General features: G+C 60.8%; 17 protein-coding genes. 13 read left to right on the forward strand and 4 right to left on the reverse strand.

The window, feature by feature from the left end:
* Positions 1-99: 99 nt before the first annotated feature.
* From ACVDG9_RS20485 to ACVDG9_RS20525, 9 genes are all read left to right on the forward strand, one after another.
* Positions 100-780 (forward strand): HAD family hydrolase, encoded by a 681-nt coding sequence (locus ACVDG9_RS20485; protein ID WP_447238837.1) that lies wholly within the window; start codon positions 100-102, stop codon positions 778-780.
* A 1-nt stretch (position 781) separates the two neighbouring features.
* Complete coding sequence (locus tag ACVDG9_RS20490) at positions 782-1738, forward strand: sugar-binding transcriptional regulator (protein ID WP_023003162.1); 957 nt, start codon at positions 782-784, stop codon at positions 1736-1738.
* A gap of 164 nt (positions 1739-1902) precedes the next feature.
* Positions 1903-3213, forward strand: a complete 1311-nt coding sequence (locus tag ACVDG9_RS20495) for an ABC transporter substrate-binding protein (RefSeq protein WP_075281910.1) — start codon at positions 1903-1905, stop codon at positions 3211-3213.
* A 95-nt stretch (positions 3214-3308) separates the two neighbouring features.
* The gene (locus ACVDG9_RS20500; protein WP_031270353.1) at positions 3309-4181 is read left to right on the forward strand and encodes a carbohydrate ABC transporter permease; all 873 of its coding nucleotides are present in this window, start codon (positions 3309-3311) and stop codon (positions 4179-4181) included.
* 3 nt (positions 4182-4184) lie between these two features.
* Positions 4185-5015 carry a carbohydrate ABC transporter permease gene (locus ACVDG9_RS20505; protein WP_023003159.1) on the forward strand — a complete coding sequence of 277 codons (831 nt, stop codon included), beginning with the start codon at positions 4185-4187 and terminating at the stop codon, positions 5013-5015.
* Between the two features lie 11 nt (positions 5016-5026).
* Positions 5027-6031 (forward strand): ABC transporter ATP-binding protein, encoded by a 1005-nt coding sequence (locus ACVDG9_RS20510; protein WP_055656185.1) that lies wholly within the window; start codon positions 5027-5029, stop codon positions 6029-6031.
* Positions 6028-6801 carry an L-iditol 2-dehydrogenase gene (locus tag ACVDG9_RS20515; RefSeq protein WP_062487354.1) on the forward strand — a complete coding sequence of 258 codons (774 nt, stop codon included), beginning with the start codon at positions 6028-6030 and terminating at the stop codon, positions 6799-6801. Before ACVDG9_RS20510 ends, ACVDG9_RS20515 begins: the two co-directional genes overlap by 4 nt.
* 3 nt (positions 6802-6804) lie before the next feature.
* On the forward strand, positions 6805-8316 hold the full coding sequence (locus ACVDG9_RS20520; protein WP_447238838.1) for a mannitol dehydrogenase family protein: 1512 nt from the start codon (positions 6805-6807) through the stop codon (positions 8314-8316).
* A 150-nt stretch (positions 8317-8466) separates the two neighbouring features.
* Positions 8467-9006 carry a TlpA family protein disulfide reductase gene (locus tag ACVDG9_RS20525; RefSeq protein WP_447238839.1) on the forward strand — a complete coding sequence of 180 codons (540 nt, stop codon included), beginning with the start codon at positions 8467-8469 and terminating at the stop codon, positions 9004-9006.
* Between the two features lie 31 nt (positions 9007-9037).
* Here the strand turns inward: ACVDG9_RS20525 and ACVDG9_RS20530 are convergent, their stop codons facing one another.
* Genes ACVDG9_RS20530 through ACVDG9_RS20545 form a run of 4 tightly spaced genes read right to left on the reverse strand, consistent with a single transcriptional unit; the run spans position 9038 to position 12986 of the window.
* Positions 9038-9865: a heme ABC transporter ATP-binding protein gene (locus tag ACVDG9_RS20530; protein ID WP_447238840.1), complete on the reverse strand. Its 828-nt coding sequence runs from the start codon at positions 9863-9865 to the stop codon at positions 9038-9040.
* Positions 9866-9874: 9 nt separating this feature from the next.
* The gene (locus ACVDG9_RS20535) at positions 9875-11017 is read right to left on the reverse strand and encodes a FecCD family ABC transporter permease (RefSeq protein ID WP_208984235.1); all 1143 of its coding nucleotides are present in this window, start codon (positions 11015-11017) and stop codon (positions 9875-9877) included.
* Positions 11017-11916: a heme/hemin ABC transporter substrate-binding protein gene (locus tag ACVDG9_RS20540; RefSeq protein WP_447238841.1), complete on the reverse strand. Its 900-nt coding sequence runs from the start codon at positions 11914-11916 to the stop codon at positions 11017-11019. Before ACVDG9_RS20540 ends, ACVDG9_RS20535 begins: the two co-directional genes overlap by 1 nt.
* On the reverse strand, positions 11913-12986 hold the full coding sequence (locus ACVDG9_RS20545; protein WP_447239044.1) for a hemin-degrading factor: 1074 nt from the start codon (positions 12984-12986) through the stop codon (positions 11913-11915). The genes ACVDG9_RS20540 and ACVDG9_RS20545 overlap by 4 nt, the downstream gene beginning before the upstream one ends.
* Before the next feature lie 281 nt (positions 12987-13267).
* Between ACVDG9_RS20545 and ACVDG9_RS20550 the strand changes: the two genes are divergently transcribed.
* The 4 genes from ACVDG9_RS20550 (at position 13268) to ACVDG9_RS20565 (ending at position 18545) form a co-directional block, all read left to right on the forward strand.
* Positions 13268-15409 (forward strand): TonB-dependent receptor, heme/hemoglobin family, encoded by a 2142-nt coding sequence (locus ACVDG9_RS20550; protein WP_023003150.1) that lies wholly within the window; start codon positions 13268-13270, stop codon positions 15407-15409.
* A 169-nt stretch (positions 15410-15578) separates the two neighbouring features.
* Positions 15579-16643 (forward strand): LacI family DNA-binding transcriptional regulator, encoded by a 1065-nt coding sequence (locus ACVDG9_RS20555; protein WP_367019971.1) that lies wholly within the window; start codon positions 15579-15581, stop codon positions 16641-16643.
* 39 nt (positions 16644-16682) lie between these two features.
* Positions 16683-17678, forward strand: coding sequence for an ABC transporter substrate-binding protein (locus ACVDG9_RS20560; RefSeq protein ID WP_209009314.1), 996 nt, complete (start codon positions 16683-16685; stop codon positions 17676-17678).
* A 63-nt stretch (positions 17679-17741) separates the two neighbouring features.
* Positions 17742-18545: an ABC transporter permease gene (locus ACVDG9_RS20565; RefSeq protein WP_447238842.1), complete on the forward strand. Its 804-nt coding sequence runs from the start codon at positions 17742-17744 to the stop codon at positions 18543-18545.
* The last annotated feature ends 1 nt before the right edge of the window (position 18546 follow it).

The raw sequence follows: 18546 nt of genomic DNA on the forward strand, positions 1-18546 counted from the left end.
TACTCCTGAGCAAGCGGACCATCCTTCGAGACGGCGCTTGCGCGCCTCCTCTGGATGAGGTCGTTCGTTTTAACTTTCCAATCGGCAGGAACCCCGAGTTTGAATCAGCCAATCGACCTAGTCATCTTCGACTGCGACGGTGTCCTCATCGACAGCGAAGTCATCAGCGCGCGCATGCTGGTGGCTGAACTGGCGACGCGGAACGTTCACATCACCATGGACTACGTCGCTCACCATTTCCTAGGTCGAAGCTATCCGGTTGTCCTGCAGCAGATCCGCAAGGAATTCGGTGTCGACCTGCCGCCGGAATTCGAAACCGCCTACCGGGCAAGCCTTCTCAGCGCCTTTGAAGCGGAGCTCAGACCGATCGACGGCGTGCGGGAGGTGATCGAGAACCTTGGCGTGGACTATTGCCTTGCGACCAGTTCCAGCCCGCCGCGGCTCGCCAGATCGCTGGAGATAACCGGGCTGACGGATCTCTTTGCCGGCCGGACCACCACGGCTTCCGAAGTCGCTCACGGCAAACCCGCGCCGGACCTGTTCCTGCTGGCGGCAGAAAAACATGGCGTCGCACCGGAGCGCTGCCTGGTGATCGAGGACAGCGAAAACGGCATCAAGGCAGGGCTTGCCGCCGGTATGGAAGTCTACCGTTTCATTGGCGGTTCGCACCTTGCAGGACTTCTGAATTCGGCCTCTGCCACTGCAGGGGCCGTGCAACTGTTTGCATCTTTCGGCGAATTCTTTCAGCTTAGGCCGGATCTGAAGAACAACGGCAACTAAGATGAAACAGAAAATTCCTGCCGAGGCATCCCGTCTCGATGACGCCGCCCGCGCCGGCTGGTTATACTATGTTGCCGGCAACACCCAGGACGAGATCGCCCGCAAGCTCGGCGTATCCCGCCAATCGGCACAGCGGCTGGTTTCGCTTGCTGTCAGTGAACGGCTGATCAAGGTGCGGCTCGACCACCCTATCGCCAACTGCATGGAACTGAGCACCCGCCTGACGGAACGCTTCGGACTGCAGAGCTGCGAAGTGGTTCCCAGCGACCCGGATGCCCCGTCCTCCACGGTCGGCATTGCCCAGGCGGCCGCCACCGAGATGGAACGTCATTTCCGCTCCCAGAAACCCAAGATCATCGCCTACGGCACGGGCCGCACCTTGCGCGCTTCGGTGGATCAATTGCCGATGATGGACTGTCCGCAGCACCGCATCGTCTCGCTTCTGGGCAACATGATGTCGGACGGCTCGGCCTCGGCCTACAACGTCATCATCCGGCTTGCCGACCGCATCAATGCCCGGCACTACCCGATGCCGCTGCCCGTCTTCGCCCGCTCCCGCGAGGAGTTGCAACTGCTGCATAACCAGGAAGCGGTGCACAATATCCTCGATCTCATCCGGCAGGCGGACGTTACTTTCGTGGGTATCGGCAACATGGGACCGACTGCACCACTGACGGTCGACGGATTCGTCAGTCACGACGAAATGCGCGCACTGGAGAAAGCCGGTGCCATCGGCGAGATCACTAGCTGGGTCTACGACCGAAAAGGCGCGCTGGTCGAAGGACTTACCAATGACCTGGTAGCCAGTGCCCCCCTGCTGCCGGCCGGAGAGAAACCGGTTTACGGAATTGCGGCGGGCGACGGCAAGGTGCCGGCCATGCTGGGAGCGTTGAACGGCAAATTTGTCAATTGCCTGATCACCAACGAGACGACGGCTGAGCAATTGCTCAAGCTCTGAGCGATTTCCCAATATAAATAACTATATGAATTTTAAAGGCTTTTCGCAGTGCAGCGAGAAGCCTTTTTTGTTTTAGGCGATTCACATCTTGACTCGGGGTGCGAATTGGAGCGAATATTTGCCCGCAAGAATGGCAAATGCCCAATCTCGCTTGGGAGGAAAATATGGCATTTCATACCCGTGCGCTCCTCAGCGCATGTGCAATGGCGGCTCTGTGCGCATCCGCATCTGCAGAAACAATCACCATCGCGACCGTGAACAACGGCGACATGATCCGCATGCAGGGTCTGACGAAGGACTTCACCGACAAGAACCCTGACATCGAAGTCAAATGGCTGACCATGGAGGAGAACGTTCTCCGCCAGCGCGTCACCACTGACGTCGCCACCAAGGGCGGTCAGTTCGACGTCATGACCATCGGCACCTATGAAGTTCCGATCTGGGGCAAGCAGGGCTGGCTCGTTTCCCTGAACGACCTGCCGGAAAGCTACGACGCGGACGACATCCTGCCGGCCATCCGTGGCGGCCTGACCGTTGACGGCGAGCTCTATGCAGCACCGTTCTACGGCGAAAGCTCCATGGTCATGTACCGCAAGGACCTGATGGAAAAAGCCGGCCTGGAAATGCCGGAAGCCCCGACCTGGGACTTTATCGTCGAAGCCGCCAAGGCAATGACGGACAAGGAAAACGAAGTCTACGGCATCTGCCTGCGCGGCAAGGCCGGCTGGGGTGAAAACATGGCGTTCCTGACGGCCATGGCGAACTCTTACGGCGCCCGCTGGTTCGACATGGACTGGAAGCCGCAGTTCGACACACCGCAGTGGAAAGAAGCTCTTACCACCTATCTCGACGTGATGAACGAAGCAGGCCCTCCGGGCGCTTCTTCCAACGGCTTCAACGAAAACCTGGCCCTGTTCCAGACCGGCAAGTGCGGCATGTGGATCGACGCTACCGTGGCGGCCTCCTTCGTGACCAACCCGAAGGATAGCCAGGTTGCTGACAAGGTCGGCTTTGCTCTGGCGCCGGACAAGGGCCTCGGCAAACGCGGTAACTGGCTCTGGGCATGGTCGCTGGCCATTCCGGCCGGCACCCAGAAGGAAGCTGCTGCGAAGAAGTTCATCGAGTGGGCGACTTCCAAGGAATACCTGGAGCTGGTTGCAGCCGAAGAAGGCTGGGCGAACGTTCCCCCGGGAACCCGTACGTCTCTCTATGAGAACCCGGAGTACCAGAAAGTTCCGTTCGCAAAGATGACGCTGGACAGCATCAACTCCGCTGATCCGCAGAATCCGACCGTCGATCCGGTTCCGTATGTCGGCGTGCAGTTCGTCGCCATTCCGGAATTCCAGGGCATGGCAACCGTTGTCGGCCAGGCATTCTCGGCAGCTCTTGCCGGCTCGATGGATGCGGACGCTGCACTGGCTGCTGCCCAGGCGACCGCTGAACGCGAAATGAAGAAGGCCGGTTACCTCAAGTAGAAGCCTTCGCGGACCGGCGGGTGCCTGCCCGTCCCGCCGGTCTCCTCCTTTCTGTTCCGCGTGAGCTCTGGCTCTGACCGAGCAAAGGTCGCATCATGGCTACCCAACATTCACGGGCGGCGGCCCGTTTGATGATCTCTCCGGCAGTTCTGCTGCTGCTGGGTTGGATGATCATCCCGCTCTCGATGACCCTCTATTTCTCTTTCCTGCGCTACAACCTGCTCATTCCGGGAATGGAAGAGTGGACCGGCTGGACCAACTACGAGTTCTTCCTCACCGATCCGGCTTTCTTTGCAGCGCTGAAGAACACCCTGCTGCTCGTTGGCGGCGTCCTTCTCATCACCATTGTCGGCGGCGTGCTGCTGGCCCTGCTGCTCGACCAGCCCTTCTGGGGCCAGGGGATCGTGCGCATTCTGGTGATTGCCCCGTTCTTCGTCATGCCGACCGTTTCCGCGCTGGTGTGGAAGAACATGTTCATGAACCCGGTCAACGGCCTGTTCGCATACTTTGCGAAGTTTCTGGGGCTGCAACCGTTCGACTTTCTTTCGCATGCACCGCTGTTCTCGATCATCCTGATCGTCGCCTGGCAGTGGTTGCCCTTTGCGACGCTCATTCTGCTTACCGCCCTGCAATCGCTGGACAGCGAACAGCTGGAAGCGGCCGAAATGGACGGCGCCAATTTCCTGAACCGCTTCGTGTTCATCATGGTGCCGCACCTGGCCCGTTCGATCACCGTCGTGATCCTGATCCAGACGATCTTCCTGCTGTCGGTCTTCGCGGAAATTCTCGTCACCACCAATGGCGGTCCGGGCTATGCCTCGACCAACCTCACCTACCTGATCTACGCCCAGTCGCTGCTGCAGTTCGACGTCGGCGGCGGATCGGCCGGCGGTGTGGTCGCCATTATCCTCGCCAACATCGTTGCGATCTTCCTGATGCGGATGATCGGCAAGAACCTGGAGGCCTGACCCATGGCGCGCGCAGTCTCCAACCGCCGCAAGGCTCTCGTCACCGTATGTGCGTGGGCCGTCGGCATCGCCATCTTCTTCCCGATCCTGTGGACCGTGCTGACCAGCTTCAAGACGGAAGCGGAAGCCATTGCGTCTCCTCCTAGCTTCCTGTTTTTCGACTGGACGCTGGAAAACTACAGCACGGTCCAGGAGCGTTCGGACTATTTCCGGCACTTCTCCAACTCGGTCATCATTTCCTTCGGGTCCACCCTTCTGGGTCTGCTGATCGCGATACCGGCGGCCTGGTCAATGGCCTTCGTGCCGGGCAAGCGCACCAAGGACGTCCTGATGTGGATGCTGTCCACCAAGATGCTTCCGCCGGTGGGCGTGCTGATCCCGATCTATCTCCTGTTCCGGGATACCGGTCTCCTCGACACGCGTGTCGGCCTCGTGATGGTGCTTACCCTCATCAACTTGCCGATCATCGTCTGGATGCTGTTCACCTACTTCCGCGAAATTCCGGGCGAGATCCTGGAAGCCGCGCGGATGGACGGTGCGGAGCTGTGGTCCGAGATCATCTACGTGCTGACACCCATGGCGGTGCCCGGCATTGCCTCGACCCTGCTGCTGAACATCATCCTGTCCTGGAACGAAGCGTTCTGGACCTTGAACCTGACGGCGGTCGACGCCGCCCCCCTCACCGCTTTCATTGCCAGCTATTCCAGCCCGGAAGGCCTGTTCTACGCAAAACTGAGCGCTGCCTCGACGATGGCGATCGCCCCGATCCTCATCATCGGCTGGTTCAGCCAGAAGCAGCTCGTACGCGGCCTGACCTTCGGCGCGGTTAAATAGGAGACCTGAACATGGGTCAGATAACCCTCAAGCAGATTACCAAGAGCTTCGGCGACGTTCAGGTTATCCCGCCGCTGGACCTGCAGATCGACGACGGCGAGTTCGTGGTGTTCGTCGGTCCGTCCGGCTGCGGCAAGTCCACGCTCCTGCGTCTCATTGCAGGCCTGGAGGATGTCTCTTCCGGTGACATCACCATCGACGGCAAGAACGCCACCGAAGTGCCGCCCGCAAAACGTGGCCTTGCCATGGTGTTCCAGTCCTACGCGCTCTATCCGCACATGTCGGTGCGCAAGAACATCGCCTTCCCGCTGCGCATGGCCGGCATCGACAAGGCTGCGCAGGACGCCAAGGTGACCGCCGCTGCCAAGGTGCTGAACCTGACGGATTACCTGGACCGTCGCCCGGGTCAGCTTTCCGGCGGCCAGCGCCAGCGTGTTGCCATCGGTCGTGCCATTGTGCGCGAACCGGCCGCTTTCCTGTTCGACGAACCCCTGTCGAACCTGGATGCGGCGCTGCGTGTCAACATGCGGCTCGAGATCTCCGAACTGCACCAGTCCCTCAAGACGACCATGATCTACGTGACCCACGACCAGGTGGAAGCCATGACCATGGCCGACAAGATCGTGGTGCTGCAGGCAGGCAAGATCGAGCAGGTCGGCTCGCCGCTGGAACTTTATCACACGCCGCGCAACAAGTTCGTGGCCGGTTTCATCGGCTCGCCGAAGATGAACTTCCTGATGGGGTCCTTCGCCACCGAGTACGATGCCGCCACGATCGGCATCCGCCCGGAGCATCTGACCGTCTCGCAAGGCGACGGCAAATGGGTCGGAAAGGTCGGCGTGTCGGAACATCTCGGCTCCGACACCTTCCTTTATGTCGATATGGAGGGCGTCGACGAACCGATCACCGTGCGCTCGTCCGGTGAGATCGGGTTCCGCCATGGCGACACCGTTCACCTGACCCCGGCTCCTGACAAGATCCACCGCTTCGACAACCAGGGCCTGAGGATTGCATGAGCCGACTTGAAGGAAAATCCGCGCTGATCACGGGTTCGGCCCGGGGCATCGGCAAGGCCTTTGCCGCGCGGTTTGCAGAGGAAGGCGCCCGGGTGGCGATTGCCGATATCAACCTGGCCGGCGCAGAAGCGGCGGCCAGTGAAATCGGCCCGAATGCCTATGCCGTTCAGTTGGACGTCACCGACCAGTCGTCGATCGATGCTGCCATCGCCGCCGTGGAGCAGAAGACAGGCGGGCTCGACATCCTGGTCAACAACGCGGCTCTGTTCGATCTGGCACCGATTGTCGAGATCACCCGCGACAGCTACCAGCGCCTGTTCGACATCAACGTGTCCGGAACCCTGTTCATGATGCAGGCCGCGGCAAAGTCGATGATCAGGCGTGGTCAGGGCGGCAAGATCATAAACATGGCCAGTCAGGCAGGCCGGCGCGGTGAAGCGCTGGTGGGCATCTATTGCGCCACCAAGGCAGCGGTCATCAGCCTGACCCAGTCGGCAGGTCTCAACCTGATCGAACACGGCATCAACGTGAATGCCATCGCCCCCGGCGTCGTCGACGGCGAGCACTGGGACCATGTGGATTCGATGTTCGCGAAATACGAAGGCCTGCAGCCCGGTGAAAAGAAGGCAGCGGTCGGAGCCGCGGTGCCTTTCGGCCGCATGGGCACCGCCGAAGATCTCACCGGCATGGCTGTTTTCCTGGCGTCGAAAGACGCGGATTACATCGTATCGCAGACTTACAACGTCGATGGCGGCAACTGGATGAGCTGACCAATGACCCAGAACCTAAGTGAAACTGTGCTCTCTTCTCTTCCCGAATCCGTCAAGGCACCGGCGTATCGTCGGTCGGACCTGACCCCCGGCATCCTTCACATCGGCGTCGGCAACTTCCATCGCGCGCATCAGGCCATCTACCTGAGCAAGCTGTTCGATCTCGGCGAAGGCCGTGACTGGGCCATCGTCGGCGCGGGCCTCAAGCCCTACGACAAGACCATGCGTGAACGCCTCCAAGCCCAGGACTGGCTGACGACCGTCGTCGAGCTCGACCCGGAAGGCCTCAGCGCGCAGGTCTGTGGTGCCATGATCGACTTCGTCGACGTGGATCCCAAGGCACTGATCGCTCGCCTTGGCGAAGCCGATATCCGCATTGTCTCGCTGACGATCACCGAAGGCGGTTATTTCGTCGACCCGAACACCGGTGGCTTCGACGTCAATCATCCGGAAATCCAGGCGGATCTCGCCTCACCGGATGCGCCACAGACCGTGTTCGGCGTGCTCGTTGCCGCCCTGCTGGCCCGCCGCGACAAAGGCCTTGAACCCTTTACCGTGATGTCTTGCGACAACCTGCCCGAAAACGGCCATATGGCGAAACAGGCCGTTGCCGGTTTCGCCAGGGCCTTGTCGCCGGAAGCCGGAAGCTGGATTGCCGAAAACGTCGCCTTTCCAAACGGCATGGTGGACTGCATCACCCCCGCGACCGGCGACCGCGAACGCGGCCTGGTTCAGGAACGCTTCGGCCTGACCGATGCGGCCCCTGTCGTCTGTGAACCCTTCCGCCAATGGGTGCTGGAGGATCATTTCCCGGCCGGTCGCCCGGCTCTGGAAAAGGTCGGCGTCGAATTCGTCGAGGACGTCGCTCCATACGAGCTGATGAAATTGCGCATTCTCAACGGCGGTCATGCGACTATCGCTTATCCGGGTGCGCTGCTGGGGCATTACTTCGTCCATGACGCCATGGCCGATCCACTGATCTGCGCGTTCCTGAAAAAGCTGGAAGAAGACGAGATCCTGCCGACCGTTCCGGAAATTCCGGGGGTCAGCTTCGAGACCTATCTCACCACCGTGATGGACCGGTTCTCCAATCCGGCGGTGGGAGACACGATCCCCCGTCTCTGCCTTGACGGCTCCAACCGCCAGCCGAAGTTTATCCTGCCGTCTATCCAGGACCGCCTCGACAAGGGGTTGCCGGTGGCTGGCCTTGCCCTCGAAACGGCTCTTTGGTGCCGCTACTGCCTCGGTCACAACGAGGCTGGAGAACCGCATGTCATCGAGGACAACAACGCCGACATCCTGAAGGCCTGGGCACAGGGCGTTTACGCCGGCAAGCCGGCGCGCATCGAAATGCCGGAGCTCTTTGGAAGTCTCGCCTCCGACGAAACCTTCCTGAAGGCCTTCAGCTACGCCGCAGGCATGATCGCTGAAGATGGGGTGGCCGCAACGCTGAAAGCCTACCTCGACGGCCGCTTCGACAACGGCGCCGCTGCCCTCAAGGCGAACGTTCACTAGGAAACGAGGGATCACACTCGCGCCACCGTGTGCGCAATGTGATCCCATTTGCCTTTCAATTTGCCCTGTCCCGCTTACCTTGATGTCACTGACAGACGAGGATTTGACCTTCGCCTGCACGACGGAAAGCGGTAAGGCGGGATTACGGGCATGAGACAACTGAACAGACGGCACCTTCTGGCTGGCAGCGCGGCAATGGCATTGCTGCCGGGAACGGTGTTTGCGGCAGGCAACGACTTCTTCCGACTTGGCCTCGCCGAACCGGCCTTCGAAATCGAACCCAAACTCGACCTTCCCGATCTTGATGGCACCGTCCACACGCTTGCCGACTATTCCGGCAAGATCCTGCTCGTATCGTTCTGGGCGACATGGTGTCCGCCCTGCCGAAAGGAAATGCCGGGTCTGGCGCGTCTCAACCGGGAACTCGGTCCCGAAGGCTTTGCAGTGCTCGCCGTCAACGTCGGTGACCGGCAGGACCGGATCGAAGGTTTTCTGGATGAGATCGACCATGATGGCCTCACCGTCCTGATGGATACCGACAAGGCCATGCCGAGCACCTGGTTCCTGCGCGGTTTGCCGGTAACCTACGTCCTCGATGGCACCGGCAAGGTTGCCCTGGCCGCCATTGGCGACCGGGTGTGGGATTCAGAGGAAATGGTCTCCGCGCTGCGCAGTTTGAAGACCGCCTGATCACGTCGAACATCACCAGGGTGAAAGACCCTCAGCCGATGTCCATCGGCACGATCACAGGCCGTCCTCCACCCGGACGTGTCAGGATTTCCAGCGGAAAGTCATAGGCTTTCGACAACAACTCCGCCTGCATGACCTCGTCCCGCGCACCGAAGGCGAGACGGCGGCCACCCTGCATGACCAGCACCCGGTCGGCAAAGGCAGCGGTCAGGTTGAGGTCGTGCATCACGGCGACAACGCCGCCACCACGCTTGGCGTAATCGGCTGCAAGCTGCATGATCTGGACCTGGTGCTTGATGTCGAGACTGGAGACCGGTTCGTCCAGGAACAACCAATGCGGCAGGCCTTCTTGCGGAAGCGGGTCCCAGACCTGACACAACACCCGTGCGAGCTGCACCCGTTGCTGCTCGCCGCCGGACAGTTCCTGATAACTTCTCCCTTCGAACCCCGACAGGCCGACTTTCGCAAGGGCTTCGGCGATGCGCCGGGCACGGAAGCTCCGCTCCCGGCGGCTGGAGGTCAGGCCGAGACCGACCACTTCAGCCACGTTCAGCGGAAAGGAAATCCGGCTTGCCTGCGGCAGCACCCCGCGCATGGCGGCAAGCACTTCCGGTGACAGGCCACCAACCTCCAGCCCTGCCAGCGTTATCCCGCCGGAATAAGGCAGTTCACCGGTCATTGCCTTCATCAAGGTCGTCTTGCCGGAACCGCTTGGCCCGATGATCGCCAGCACTTCCCCAGCCTTTGCGTGAAAGGAAAGGTCCTGCACGATCCGGGTCTTGCCTGCCGAAACAGACACCTGCTCGACAACAAGATCGGGTGCCAGCGCCGTGCCATTTTCAATTGTCCTGTGCAACATGACTACACCCTAAAGACCTGTGAGGCCGCGCTTGCGCAGCAGGATCCAGAGGAAGAAAGGCGCACCGGCAAAGGCGGTGATAATACCGATGGGCATTTCCGCTGGTGCCACGATGGTGCGCGCCAGCGTATCGGCGGCTATCAGCAGGCAGGCGCCAAGAAGCGCTGCGGCCGGCAGCATGTAGCGATGGTCGGGACCGATTGTGAGACGAAGCAAATGCGGCACGACGATGCCGACAAACCCGATGCCGCCGCTGACAGCCACGGAGGCGCCGGTTGCCGCCGCCACCAGCAGGATGCTGAGGTTCTTGAGCCGCTGCACCTTGATGCCGATGTGCGAGGCGGCGGCTTCGCCAAGCGTCAGACCGTTGAGACCGCGTGCCAGAAACGGCACGCAGACCAGCATGGTGAGGATGATTGGCGCGGCGGAAGCAACCTTCTGCCAGTTGGATCCCGCGAGCGACCCAAGTCCCCAGAACTGCAGGTCGCGCAGTTCCTGGTCATCGGCCACATAGACCAATAGCCCTGTCATCGCACCGGTGAGCGCGCCGAGGGCAATGCCCGCCAGCAGCAATGTCGCAACAGACGTGATGCCTCCGCGCGTGCCGATCCTGTAAAGAAGCAGCGTCGTAACGAGGCCGCCCGCAAAGGCTGCCAGCGGGACCGCATAGATACCCAGAAGCGCCATCACCGGCGCCAGTACGGTATTTCCGAGAACGATGAACGCGGCAGCGCCCAGACCTGCCCCCGCCGAAACGCCGACAATGCCCGGATCTGCAAGCGGGTTCCGGAACAGCCCCTGCATCACGGCACCGGACACCGCCAGGGCCGCTCCGATCAGCGCGCCCAGCGTAACCCGCGGCAGGCGAATATCCATGAGCACGATCCAGTCCCTTGCCGAAACGCCCTGTGGCACGCCCTCTCCCGCTCCCGCGAAATAGGACGGCACATGCGGCAGGAGCTCCAGAACCGGGATCGAGATCGGGCCGATGGCAAGACTTCCCAGAACGACGAGACATGTCAGCACGGCGAGCAGCACAATAACGGCCCGGGCGAGCGGAGCCCTGTCTCCGCGCTGCAGGTCGGCAAGCCCAAGGAGAGAGGAAATCCGTCCCCTTCTGGCGGGCAAGGCCGTATCGCTCATCAGTGCCATCAGCTTGCCGTATCCGCCAGACGGGTCGACAATTCACGGACGGCTTCTGCGGTGCGCGGACCGAACCCCAGCAGGAGCTGCCCGTTCATGCGGACCAGTCGCCTGTCCTTCCCTGCCGGCGTTTGCGCCACGGCCGGATGATCGAACACCGCATCACCGCTCGCTGCGTCTTCGCCGTCGCCGTGGCGGTCCATCATCAGCACGACGTCCGGTGCCGCACTGACGATCGCCTCGTCGCTGAGGATCTTGTAGCCGGAAAAGCCGGACGTCGCGTTTTCAGCACCCGCAAGCGCAAGTATGCCGTTGGCGGCTGTATCCGATCCGGCGGCAAGGATACGCCCGCCCTTTGTCGACATGACGAAGAGGACACGAACGCCTGACGTCCGGCTTTCAGCGGCACGTTGCGCCTCTGCCAGATCCTGTTCAAGTTTGCCCGCAAGAGCATCGGCCTTCGCCTCGACGCCAAGCACGTCACCAACGACACGCACCTTTTTGATGATGCCTTCGGCGGTATATGCCTCCGGCACATCCGCCATCGCCACACCAGACTTGCGCAACACGTCCACCGTTTCCTGCGGCCCGCTGCCTTCCAGCATCAGGATCAGCTCCGGGTTGACGGAGAGCACACCTTCCGGGGACAGCGCGCGCATGTACCCGACATCCGGAAGGCTTGCCGCTTCCGCCGGGAAAATGCTGGTGCTGTCGCGGGCAATCAGCCTCTTGTCTTCACCCAGGGCGTAGACGATCTCCGTCACCGAACCGCCGATGGCGACAACATTGCTGCTGTCCGGACTGCCCGTGCCTTCCGCAAACAGTGGCTTGCCTGGCAGGACCAGGGCTGCGACGGTCAGCGCGACAGCCGCCGAGACGCCGGAAAAACGCGAAAGAGACCCAATCATTCCGCTGCTCCCAGCTTTACCGCCCGATCCAGTTTCGGCAGGTTTTCGGCAAGGCCGCGCCAATCGGACCGTTCCTGGTTGCCCTCACCACGCACACCGAAGAACTGTATGATCTGCTGTCCGTCGCTGTCATAAGCTTCCACCGACGTGACATTACCGACATCCGCCGGTTTGCGCACGGCCCAGACCTCGTGGATGTGGTCGGTCCGCAGATGCAGATGGAAGGTCGGGTCCATCACGTTGATCCATGGACCCCGGTCCATCACCGTTGCCACCGCCCCGGAGTGGATCTGAATGCAACCGCGATTGCCGACAAAACACATGATCGGGATGTTTTCCGACGCTGCAAGACGCAACAAGGCCGGCACCGCCCCACGATCGAGCGGCCAGGCCCAGGCATCGCCCGCCAGTTCAAAAGCACTGACCCGGTCGAGGTCCAGATCCTTCAAAAGTCCGTGGAACTGATGCGGATCGGTCATCGCCTGCCAGCGGTCGCGCAGCATCACTTCAGCTCCTTCGGATGCCTGTTTTCGGCTGAACGGTTTTGCTTCGCTCACTTGCGGCAACACGTCCGGCGTCTGATCGTCCAGCACGAGCTTTTCAACCAGAGTGTTCCACGCATCCAGGTCCGTTTCCGCACGGGTGTGGATCTTCATCACCGCATCCCCATGGGCATCGAAGAACTGCAGTGACCGGCGGATATCGTTGCCGTCAGCCTTTTCGACCGCAAAGCCATGCACCCAATTGGCCGGAAACATGCGCGTGTCGATCTGCTCGCCCAGCATCAGGGCTGCCCGCTTGCCGTTCACGAATTTCTCGAACGGGCCGATCTTCTCGTGCACCGCGCTCTCGTTGCGCGTCAGTGCCATGACCGTGCCGACGGTCTGCAACCCCGGAAACAGATCCTCGAAACGCGGCGCGATACGGCGCACGCCATGCCCTACGAAGCTGGCGACCAGCTCCGCTTCCGTAATGCCGAGTATCTGCGCCAGATCCCGCTCCCGCATCTTCGGATTGTCCGCGCGTGCCGCCCGGATGTCGGCTGCACTCTGCCTGGTTTCAGAGGAGATCTGATCGGCATTCATGAGTTCTGTCCCCAATCGCTATGGTCTTCCTGCAGCCCGCGCTCAGTTTCCCGCCTCATCATCCCGTAACGTAAATTACTGAGATTATTAGGAATTTTTGAATCATTCCAAAGAGACGCTTTTCCTCAGCGACCGCAATCTAATACTTGACTCCTATATTCATATTTCATTAGGAACACAATACCTGAGTCACTAACTCATGTTTAAAACGCTGTGTGAGAGGCAGCGAAAAGGACGCGAACAACGCGCACTCTTGGAGAATTTTTATGGGGCTCAAGAAGACCGGTAACACCCGCTTGATGGGTGGTGTTGCCCTTTGGGTTTTGGCTTTTAATTGCGGGGCGGCTGCACAGGATGCAGTAGCGGATGCAGCACCGGCGACACCCGTTGCCGGACAGGATCAACCGGTGTCGCAGCTACAACAGATCGTGGTCAGCGCCGGCGTGCCCAAAGTCGCGATCGACACTCCTCAGGCCGTCACCGTGCTGGACCAGGAAGCCATCGACGACCTGCAACCGCGCTCGATCGGAGACGTCTTCCAGGAGATTCCGGGCGTCACGCCGATCGGCAGTAACTCGATCCTCGGCGAAAGCATCAATATCCGCGGTATCGGTGAAGCTCTTTCCGGCGACGAGACCCGGATCATCATGCAGGTAGACGGGGTCAACAAGTTTTTCGAACAGTACCGGATGGGGTCGTTCTTCTCCGATCCGGAACTCTATAAACAGATCGAGGTCCTGCGTGGACCGGCATCATCAACCCTTTATGGCGCCGGTGCGATGGGGGGTGTGATCACCTTCACCACAAAGGATGCCAGCGATTTCCTCGATCCGGGTGACCTGATCGGCGGCCGGCTGAAAACCTCCTGGGATTCGAACGGCAACGGCTGGCTGGGCAGCGCGATCGTCGCGGCGGAACCGGTCAAGAACCTCGAGTTGCTCGGCGCCCTCAACTATCGGCAGTCTCAGGACATTACGGACGGCCAGGGCAACGAGGTCCCGGACACGGATTTCAGCTCCATCAACGGTCTCATCAAGGCCCGTTACACCTTCGGGGAAAATGAAGACCAGTCCGTTTTCGCAAGTTACCAGAACTGGTCGAGTGACGAGGACGACCAGAACTACGACCAGATTGCCTGGGGTCCGGACTTTGGCGATGTCGACCGCACCGTGACGGATCAGACCGCGATCGTCGGTTATGCAAACGGGTTTTCAGGAAACGATCTGCTTGATGTGAAGGCCCAGTTCAGCTGGTCCGACACGCGGGTCGAGCAGAAAAACCAGGATCAGATCTGCGCCCAGTACGCCCCTGCACCCGCGCCGCCGACCTGCTATTATCCGTTCGGCTTCAATTCCGAATATTCCTACGAGACCTGGCAGGGCAAGGCCGACAACGTCGCAACGTTCCAGCTGGGCGAAGACTGGATGGCCTATGTCACGACCGGCATCGACGGCCAGTACCAGGAACGCCGCAATCCGCGTGATTTCGGCACCTATGTGCGCAGTGGTTCGGGATCTCACCCGGAAGGCGAAACGGTCAACGTCGGCGGCTATGCGCAGGCCGAACTGGTGTGGAACGACCGCATCACCCTCATTCCCGGCATGCGGATCGACTACAGCAACGTGTCTGTCGGCAGCTACGTGGACGGCAGCGGCAACACCATCAACCTGAACGAGGAAAAGAGCGCCGTCGGCTACTCGCCAAAGCTTGCCGCCATGATCAAGATGTCCGAGTGGCTCGGCGTCTTCGGCTCCGTCGCGCATACCGAGCGTCTGCCGTCCCTCGACGAGGTGTTTTCGAACTACGTCGTCAACGATCTCGACAAGGAACTGTCGAACAACTTCGAGGCCGGTGTCACCTTTTCTTTCGATGACCTGATCATGGGCGGTGACGCTTTCCGCCTGAAGGGAACGGCGTTCCGCAACAACGTCACCAACTACTACGCCAGCTACTGGAACGGTTCTACGGTGGTGACGGAAATCATTCCGAAAGCCCGTTACGAAGGGCTTGAGCTGGAAGCCTCCTACTGGACCGAAAGCATCTACGGGTCTCTCGGCGCCTCGCTGATCCGGGGCAACAACGTCAGCACCGGCGGCTACATGAATGCCGTCCCCGCCGACAGCGCCTTCCTCAAGATCGGCTACGTCTACCGTCCGTGGAACCTCGACTTCGGCTGGAAGGGCGACTTCTACGCCGCCCAGGACCGTGTGGGCGCAGACGAACAGGAAACCGCAGGCTACGTGCTGCATAACCTTTATGCGGCATGGAAACCGACCGACGGTTTCATGGCGGACAGTGAGGTCCGGTTCAACGTCGACAACGTGTTCGACAAGTCGTACCGAAACCACCTGAGTGAAGACGAAGGTGCAGGCCGCAGCTTCAAGCTGAGCTTCGCCAAGAAGTTCTGATCCATGACCCGCCGCCTGTCCCCGCGGGCGGCGGGTTTCAAGCCCGGTTGCGGCTGACCACTGCGCATCGAAAAGCGCTCCCTTTCCCTTCTGGAAACGCTTTCATCAAAGTGACATCGACACCCTGTATTCAGTGTTGGAAACGTTTCCAAGACTGAAGGAGCCAAGGGTGAGATCGCGTCCGCCGACGATCAAGGATGTTGCCGAGCAGGCCGGTTGCGGCATTGCAACGGTGAGCCGCGTCCTCAACGGCACCGGCTCCGCCAGCGCCGACACCCGCCGGAAGGTTCTTTCGGCAGCAAAAGCACTCGGCTTCGAATTCAGCGCGCTTGGCCGATCCCTGCAAAGCAGCTCGACAAAGACACTCGGCTGCATCGTCCCTTCTCTCGCCAATCCCGTGTTTGCCGAAGTCGTCCAGGCTGCCCAGCAGGAAGCCCACCGTGAAGGCTATCAGCTCATTCTGGCATGTTCGGAATACGACGAAGTGCTGGAGCTTCAGGCCGCACGCACCCTGATTGCCAAACAGGTCGACGGCCTGGTCCTGACTGTCAACAATGCGGCCGACAGCGAGGCTCTGGAGCTGATCCGGGATCGGGACCTTCCCTGCTGCCTCGTCTATAACCGCTCCTCTTTCGGCTTGCCCGCGTGGGCTGTCGACAACCGCGCCGCCGCGCGTGAAGTCGCAAGGGCTTTTCACAGCCAGGGACACGTTCAAACCGGTTTTCTGGCCCTGCGGTTCCACCGATCCGACCGCTCGCGTGAGCGCTACGAAGGCTTTGCCGCCGCATGCCGTGAGTTCGGCATGGCAGACCCGCTTCTTCTGGAAATCGAGGAGCAGGACGGCACCCTTCTGGAATTGCTCGGCACGCTTCTGGCCGAACATCAGGCCCTGACCGGTATTTTCGCATCCAACGACTTTCTCGCCCTTGCCGCCATGAAGGCTGCACGCGCACTCGGCAAGCGTATTCCCGACGATCTGTCGCTGGTCGGCTTTGACGGCATTTCCACCGGGCTGCTCGTCGACCCTCACCTGGCGACCGTCGAAACAGATCCGCGCACCATGGGTCAGGGCGCCGTCAATTCCGTGCTGGCAAGGCTGCTGGACCGGCCCACCCCCGACCTGCCGTCCGCAGCCGCCACATTCAGTTTCCGCGCGGGAGGCAGCCTTGGCCCTCCCGTTCCCGGAAAAGCCGATGGCAGAGAAGCTGCCACTTCCCTGCCATCCAATGAGTAACCCCGAGACCTGCTTGAGATCGCTTCAGGAGTCACTGACATGAAACGTACACTTTTCGCATTGGCCATGACAATGGCGGCCGTCGTGCCGGCAAAGGCCGAAGATGCCGTTTGCTACAACTGCCCGCCGCAATGGGCCGACTGGGCATCGATGCTGGAAGCCATCAATGAGAAGCTCGGCATTGCCATGCCGCATGACAACAAGAATTCCGGCCAGACCCTCAGCCAGCTTCTGGCCGAGAAGGCCGCGCCGGTCGCCGACGTTGCCTATTACGGCGTGACCACTGGCATCAAGGCCGGCAACGAAGGTGTCGTCACCGCCTATAAGCCGGCCGGTTTCGATGACATCCCCGAAGGCCTGAAGGACCCGGAAGGCAAGTGGTTTGCCGTTCACTACGGCACCCTCGGCATGTTCGTGAATGTCGACGCGCTCGGCGACGCTCCGGTGCCGCAGTGCTTCGCCGATCTGAAAAAGCCGGAATACCGCGGCATGGTCGGCTACCTTGATCCGTCTTCCGCCTTTGTTGGCTATGCAGGTGCTGTTGCCGTCAACCTGGCCTTCGGCGGAGATCTGGAGAACTTCGATCCGGCCATCAGCTACTTCAAGGAACTGGCCGAAAACGATCCGATCGTTCCCAAGCAGACCTCTTTCGCGCGCGTCGTTTCCGGCGAAATCCCGATCCTCTTCGACTATGACTTCAACGCCTATCGCGGCAAATACGAAGAAGACGGCAACTTCGAATTCGTGCTGCCGTGCGAAGGTTCCGTGCGCGTTCCCTACGTGATGAGCCTGGTGGCAGGCGCCCCGCATGAAGAAGCCGGCAAGAAGGTTCTGGACTTCATCCTTTCCGACGAAGGCCAGGCGATCTGGACCAATGCCTACCTGCAGCCGTCCCGCCCGGTGGAACTGCCGGCTGAAGTCGCCGCGAAGTTCCTGCCTGCAAGCGATTACGAGCGTGCGGTTGCCGTCGATTATGCCCACATGGAACGCGCCCAGGCCGGTTTCGGCGAGCGTTACCTGAACGAAGTCAAATAACATCCTGACCTGGCGGGCCGGAACGCATTGGCGTTCCGGCCTGTTTTTCCGAAGGCATTCTTCATGTCCGACAGAACATTCGTGACCGCCTGCCTTGTACCGCTGGCGGTATTCGCCCTCGCTTTTCTGGCTCTGCCGCTGGTGCGCCTGGTTCAGGCGTCCTTTGAATCGGAAGCCGGCTGGAACATCTACCTGCAGATCCTGCAAACGCCTCGATATCTTGAAACCCTGGTCAACACGGTGCTGGTGTCGCTGGCGGTCAGCCTTGCCGCGCTCGCTCTGGCGACCACCGCCGGCCTGTTCCTGGCGCGAAACCGGTTCTTCGGACGCGGCCTGCTGCTTTCCGTCCTGACGCTGCCGCTGGCCTTTCCCGGCGTCGTCATCGGCTTCCTGATCATCCTCCTGGGGGGACGTCAGGGACTGTTCAACCAGCTATTGCCCGGGCACATCGTGTTCGCCTATTCGCTGACAGGCCTCTTTCTCGGCTATCTCTATTTTTCCATCCCGCGCGTCCTGCTGACGGTGATGGCTGCCGTTGAAAAACTCGACCCCGCACTGGAAGAAGCCGCCCGCACCCTCGGCGCATCGCCGTGGCGCATTGTCATCGACGTGATCCTGCCCGGTCTTGCCCCGTCCCTCGTCGCCGCCGGTGCAATCGCCTTTGCCACCGCCATGGGAGCCTTCGGAACCGCCTTCACGCTGGCCACCAATATCGATGTCCTGCCGATGGTGATCTATACCGAATTCATCCTGTCGGCGAACATCGCCATGGCGTCAGCCCTGTCCGTTCTGCTGGGCCTTGTGACCTGGGCCCTGCTTTACATCGCCCGCAGTTTTGCGGGAACGACAGTTGCGGCGGGAGGCTGAC

It is taken from the genome of Roseibium sp. RP-7, from assembly GCF_053005225.1.

What these genes read in the sequence shown, in the direction of transcription:
- ACVDG9_RS20495 (WP_075281910.1), top strand. Translation starts at nt 1,903, where the DNA reads ATGGCATTTCATACCCGTGCGCTCCTCAGCGCATGTGCAATGGCGGCT.
- ACVDG9_RS20550 (WP_023003150.1), top strand. Translation starts at nt 13,268, where the DNA reads ATGGGGCTCAAGAAGACCGGTAACACCCGCTTGATGGGTGGTGTTGCC.
- ACVDG9_RS20505 (WP_023003159.1), top strand. Translation starts at nt 4,185, where the DNA reads ATGGCGCGCGCAGTCTCCAACCGCCGCAAGGCTCTCGTCACCGTATGT.
- ACVDG9_RS20510 (WP_055656185.1), top strand. Translation starts at nt 5,027, where the DNA reads ATGGGTCAGATAACCCTCAAGCAGATTACCAAGAGCTTCGGCGACGTT.
- ACVDG9_RS20560 (WP_209009314.1), top strand. Translation starts at nt 16,683, where the DNA reads ATGAAACGTACACTTTTCGCATTGGCCATGACAATGGCGGCCGTCGTG.
- ACVDG9_RS20535 (WP_208984235.1), bottom strand. Translation starts at nt 11,017, where the DNA reads ATGGCACTGATGAGCGATACGGCCTTGCCCGCCAGAAGGGGACGGATT.
- ACVDG9_RS20490 (WP_023003162.1), top strand. Translation starts at nt 782, where the DNA reads ATGAAACAGAAAATTCCTGCCGAGGCATCCCGTCTCGATGACGCCGCC.
- ACVDG9_RS20530 (WP_447238840.1), bottom strand. Translation starts at nt 9,865, where the DNA reads ATGTTGCACAGGACAATTGAAAATGGCACGGCGCTGGCACCCGATCTT.
- ACVDG9_RS20500 (WP_031270353.1), top strand. Translation starts at nt 3,309, where the DNA reads ATGGCTACCCAACATTCACGGGCGGCGGCCCGTTTGATGATCTCTCCG.
- ACVDG9_RS20515 (WP_062487354.1), top strand. Translation starts at nt 6,028, where the DNA reads ATGAGCCGACTTGAAGGAAAATCCGCGCTGATCACGGGTTCGGCCCGG.
- ACVDG9_RS20565 (WP_447238842.1), top strand. Translation starts at nt 17,742, where the DNA reads ATGTCCGACAGAACATTCGTGACCGCCTGCCTTGTACCGCTGGCGGTA.
- ACVDG9_RS20540 (WP_447238841.1), bottom strand. Translation starts at nt 11,916, where the DNA reads ATGATTGGGTCTCTTTCGCGTTTTTCCGGCGTCTCGGCGGCTGTCGCG.
- ACVDG9_RS20525 (WP_447238839.1), top strand. Translation starts at nt 8,467, where the DNA reads ATGAGACAACTGAACAGACGGCACCTTCTGGCTGGCAGCGCGGCAATG.
- ACVDG9_RS20520 (WP_447238838.1), top strand. Translation starts at nt 6,805, where the DNA reads ATGACCCAGAACCTAAGTGAAACTGTGCTCTCTTCTCTTCCCGAATCC.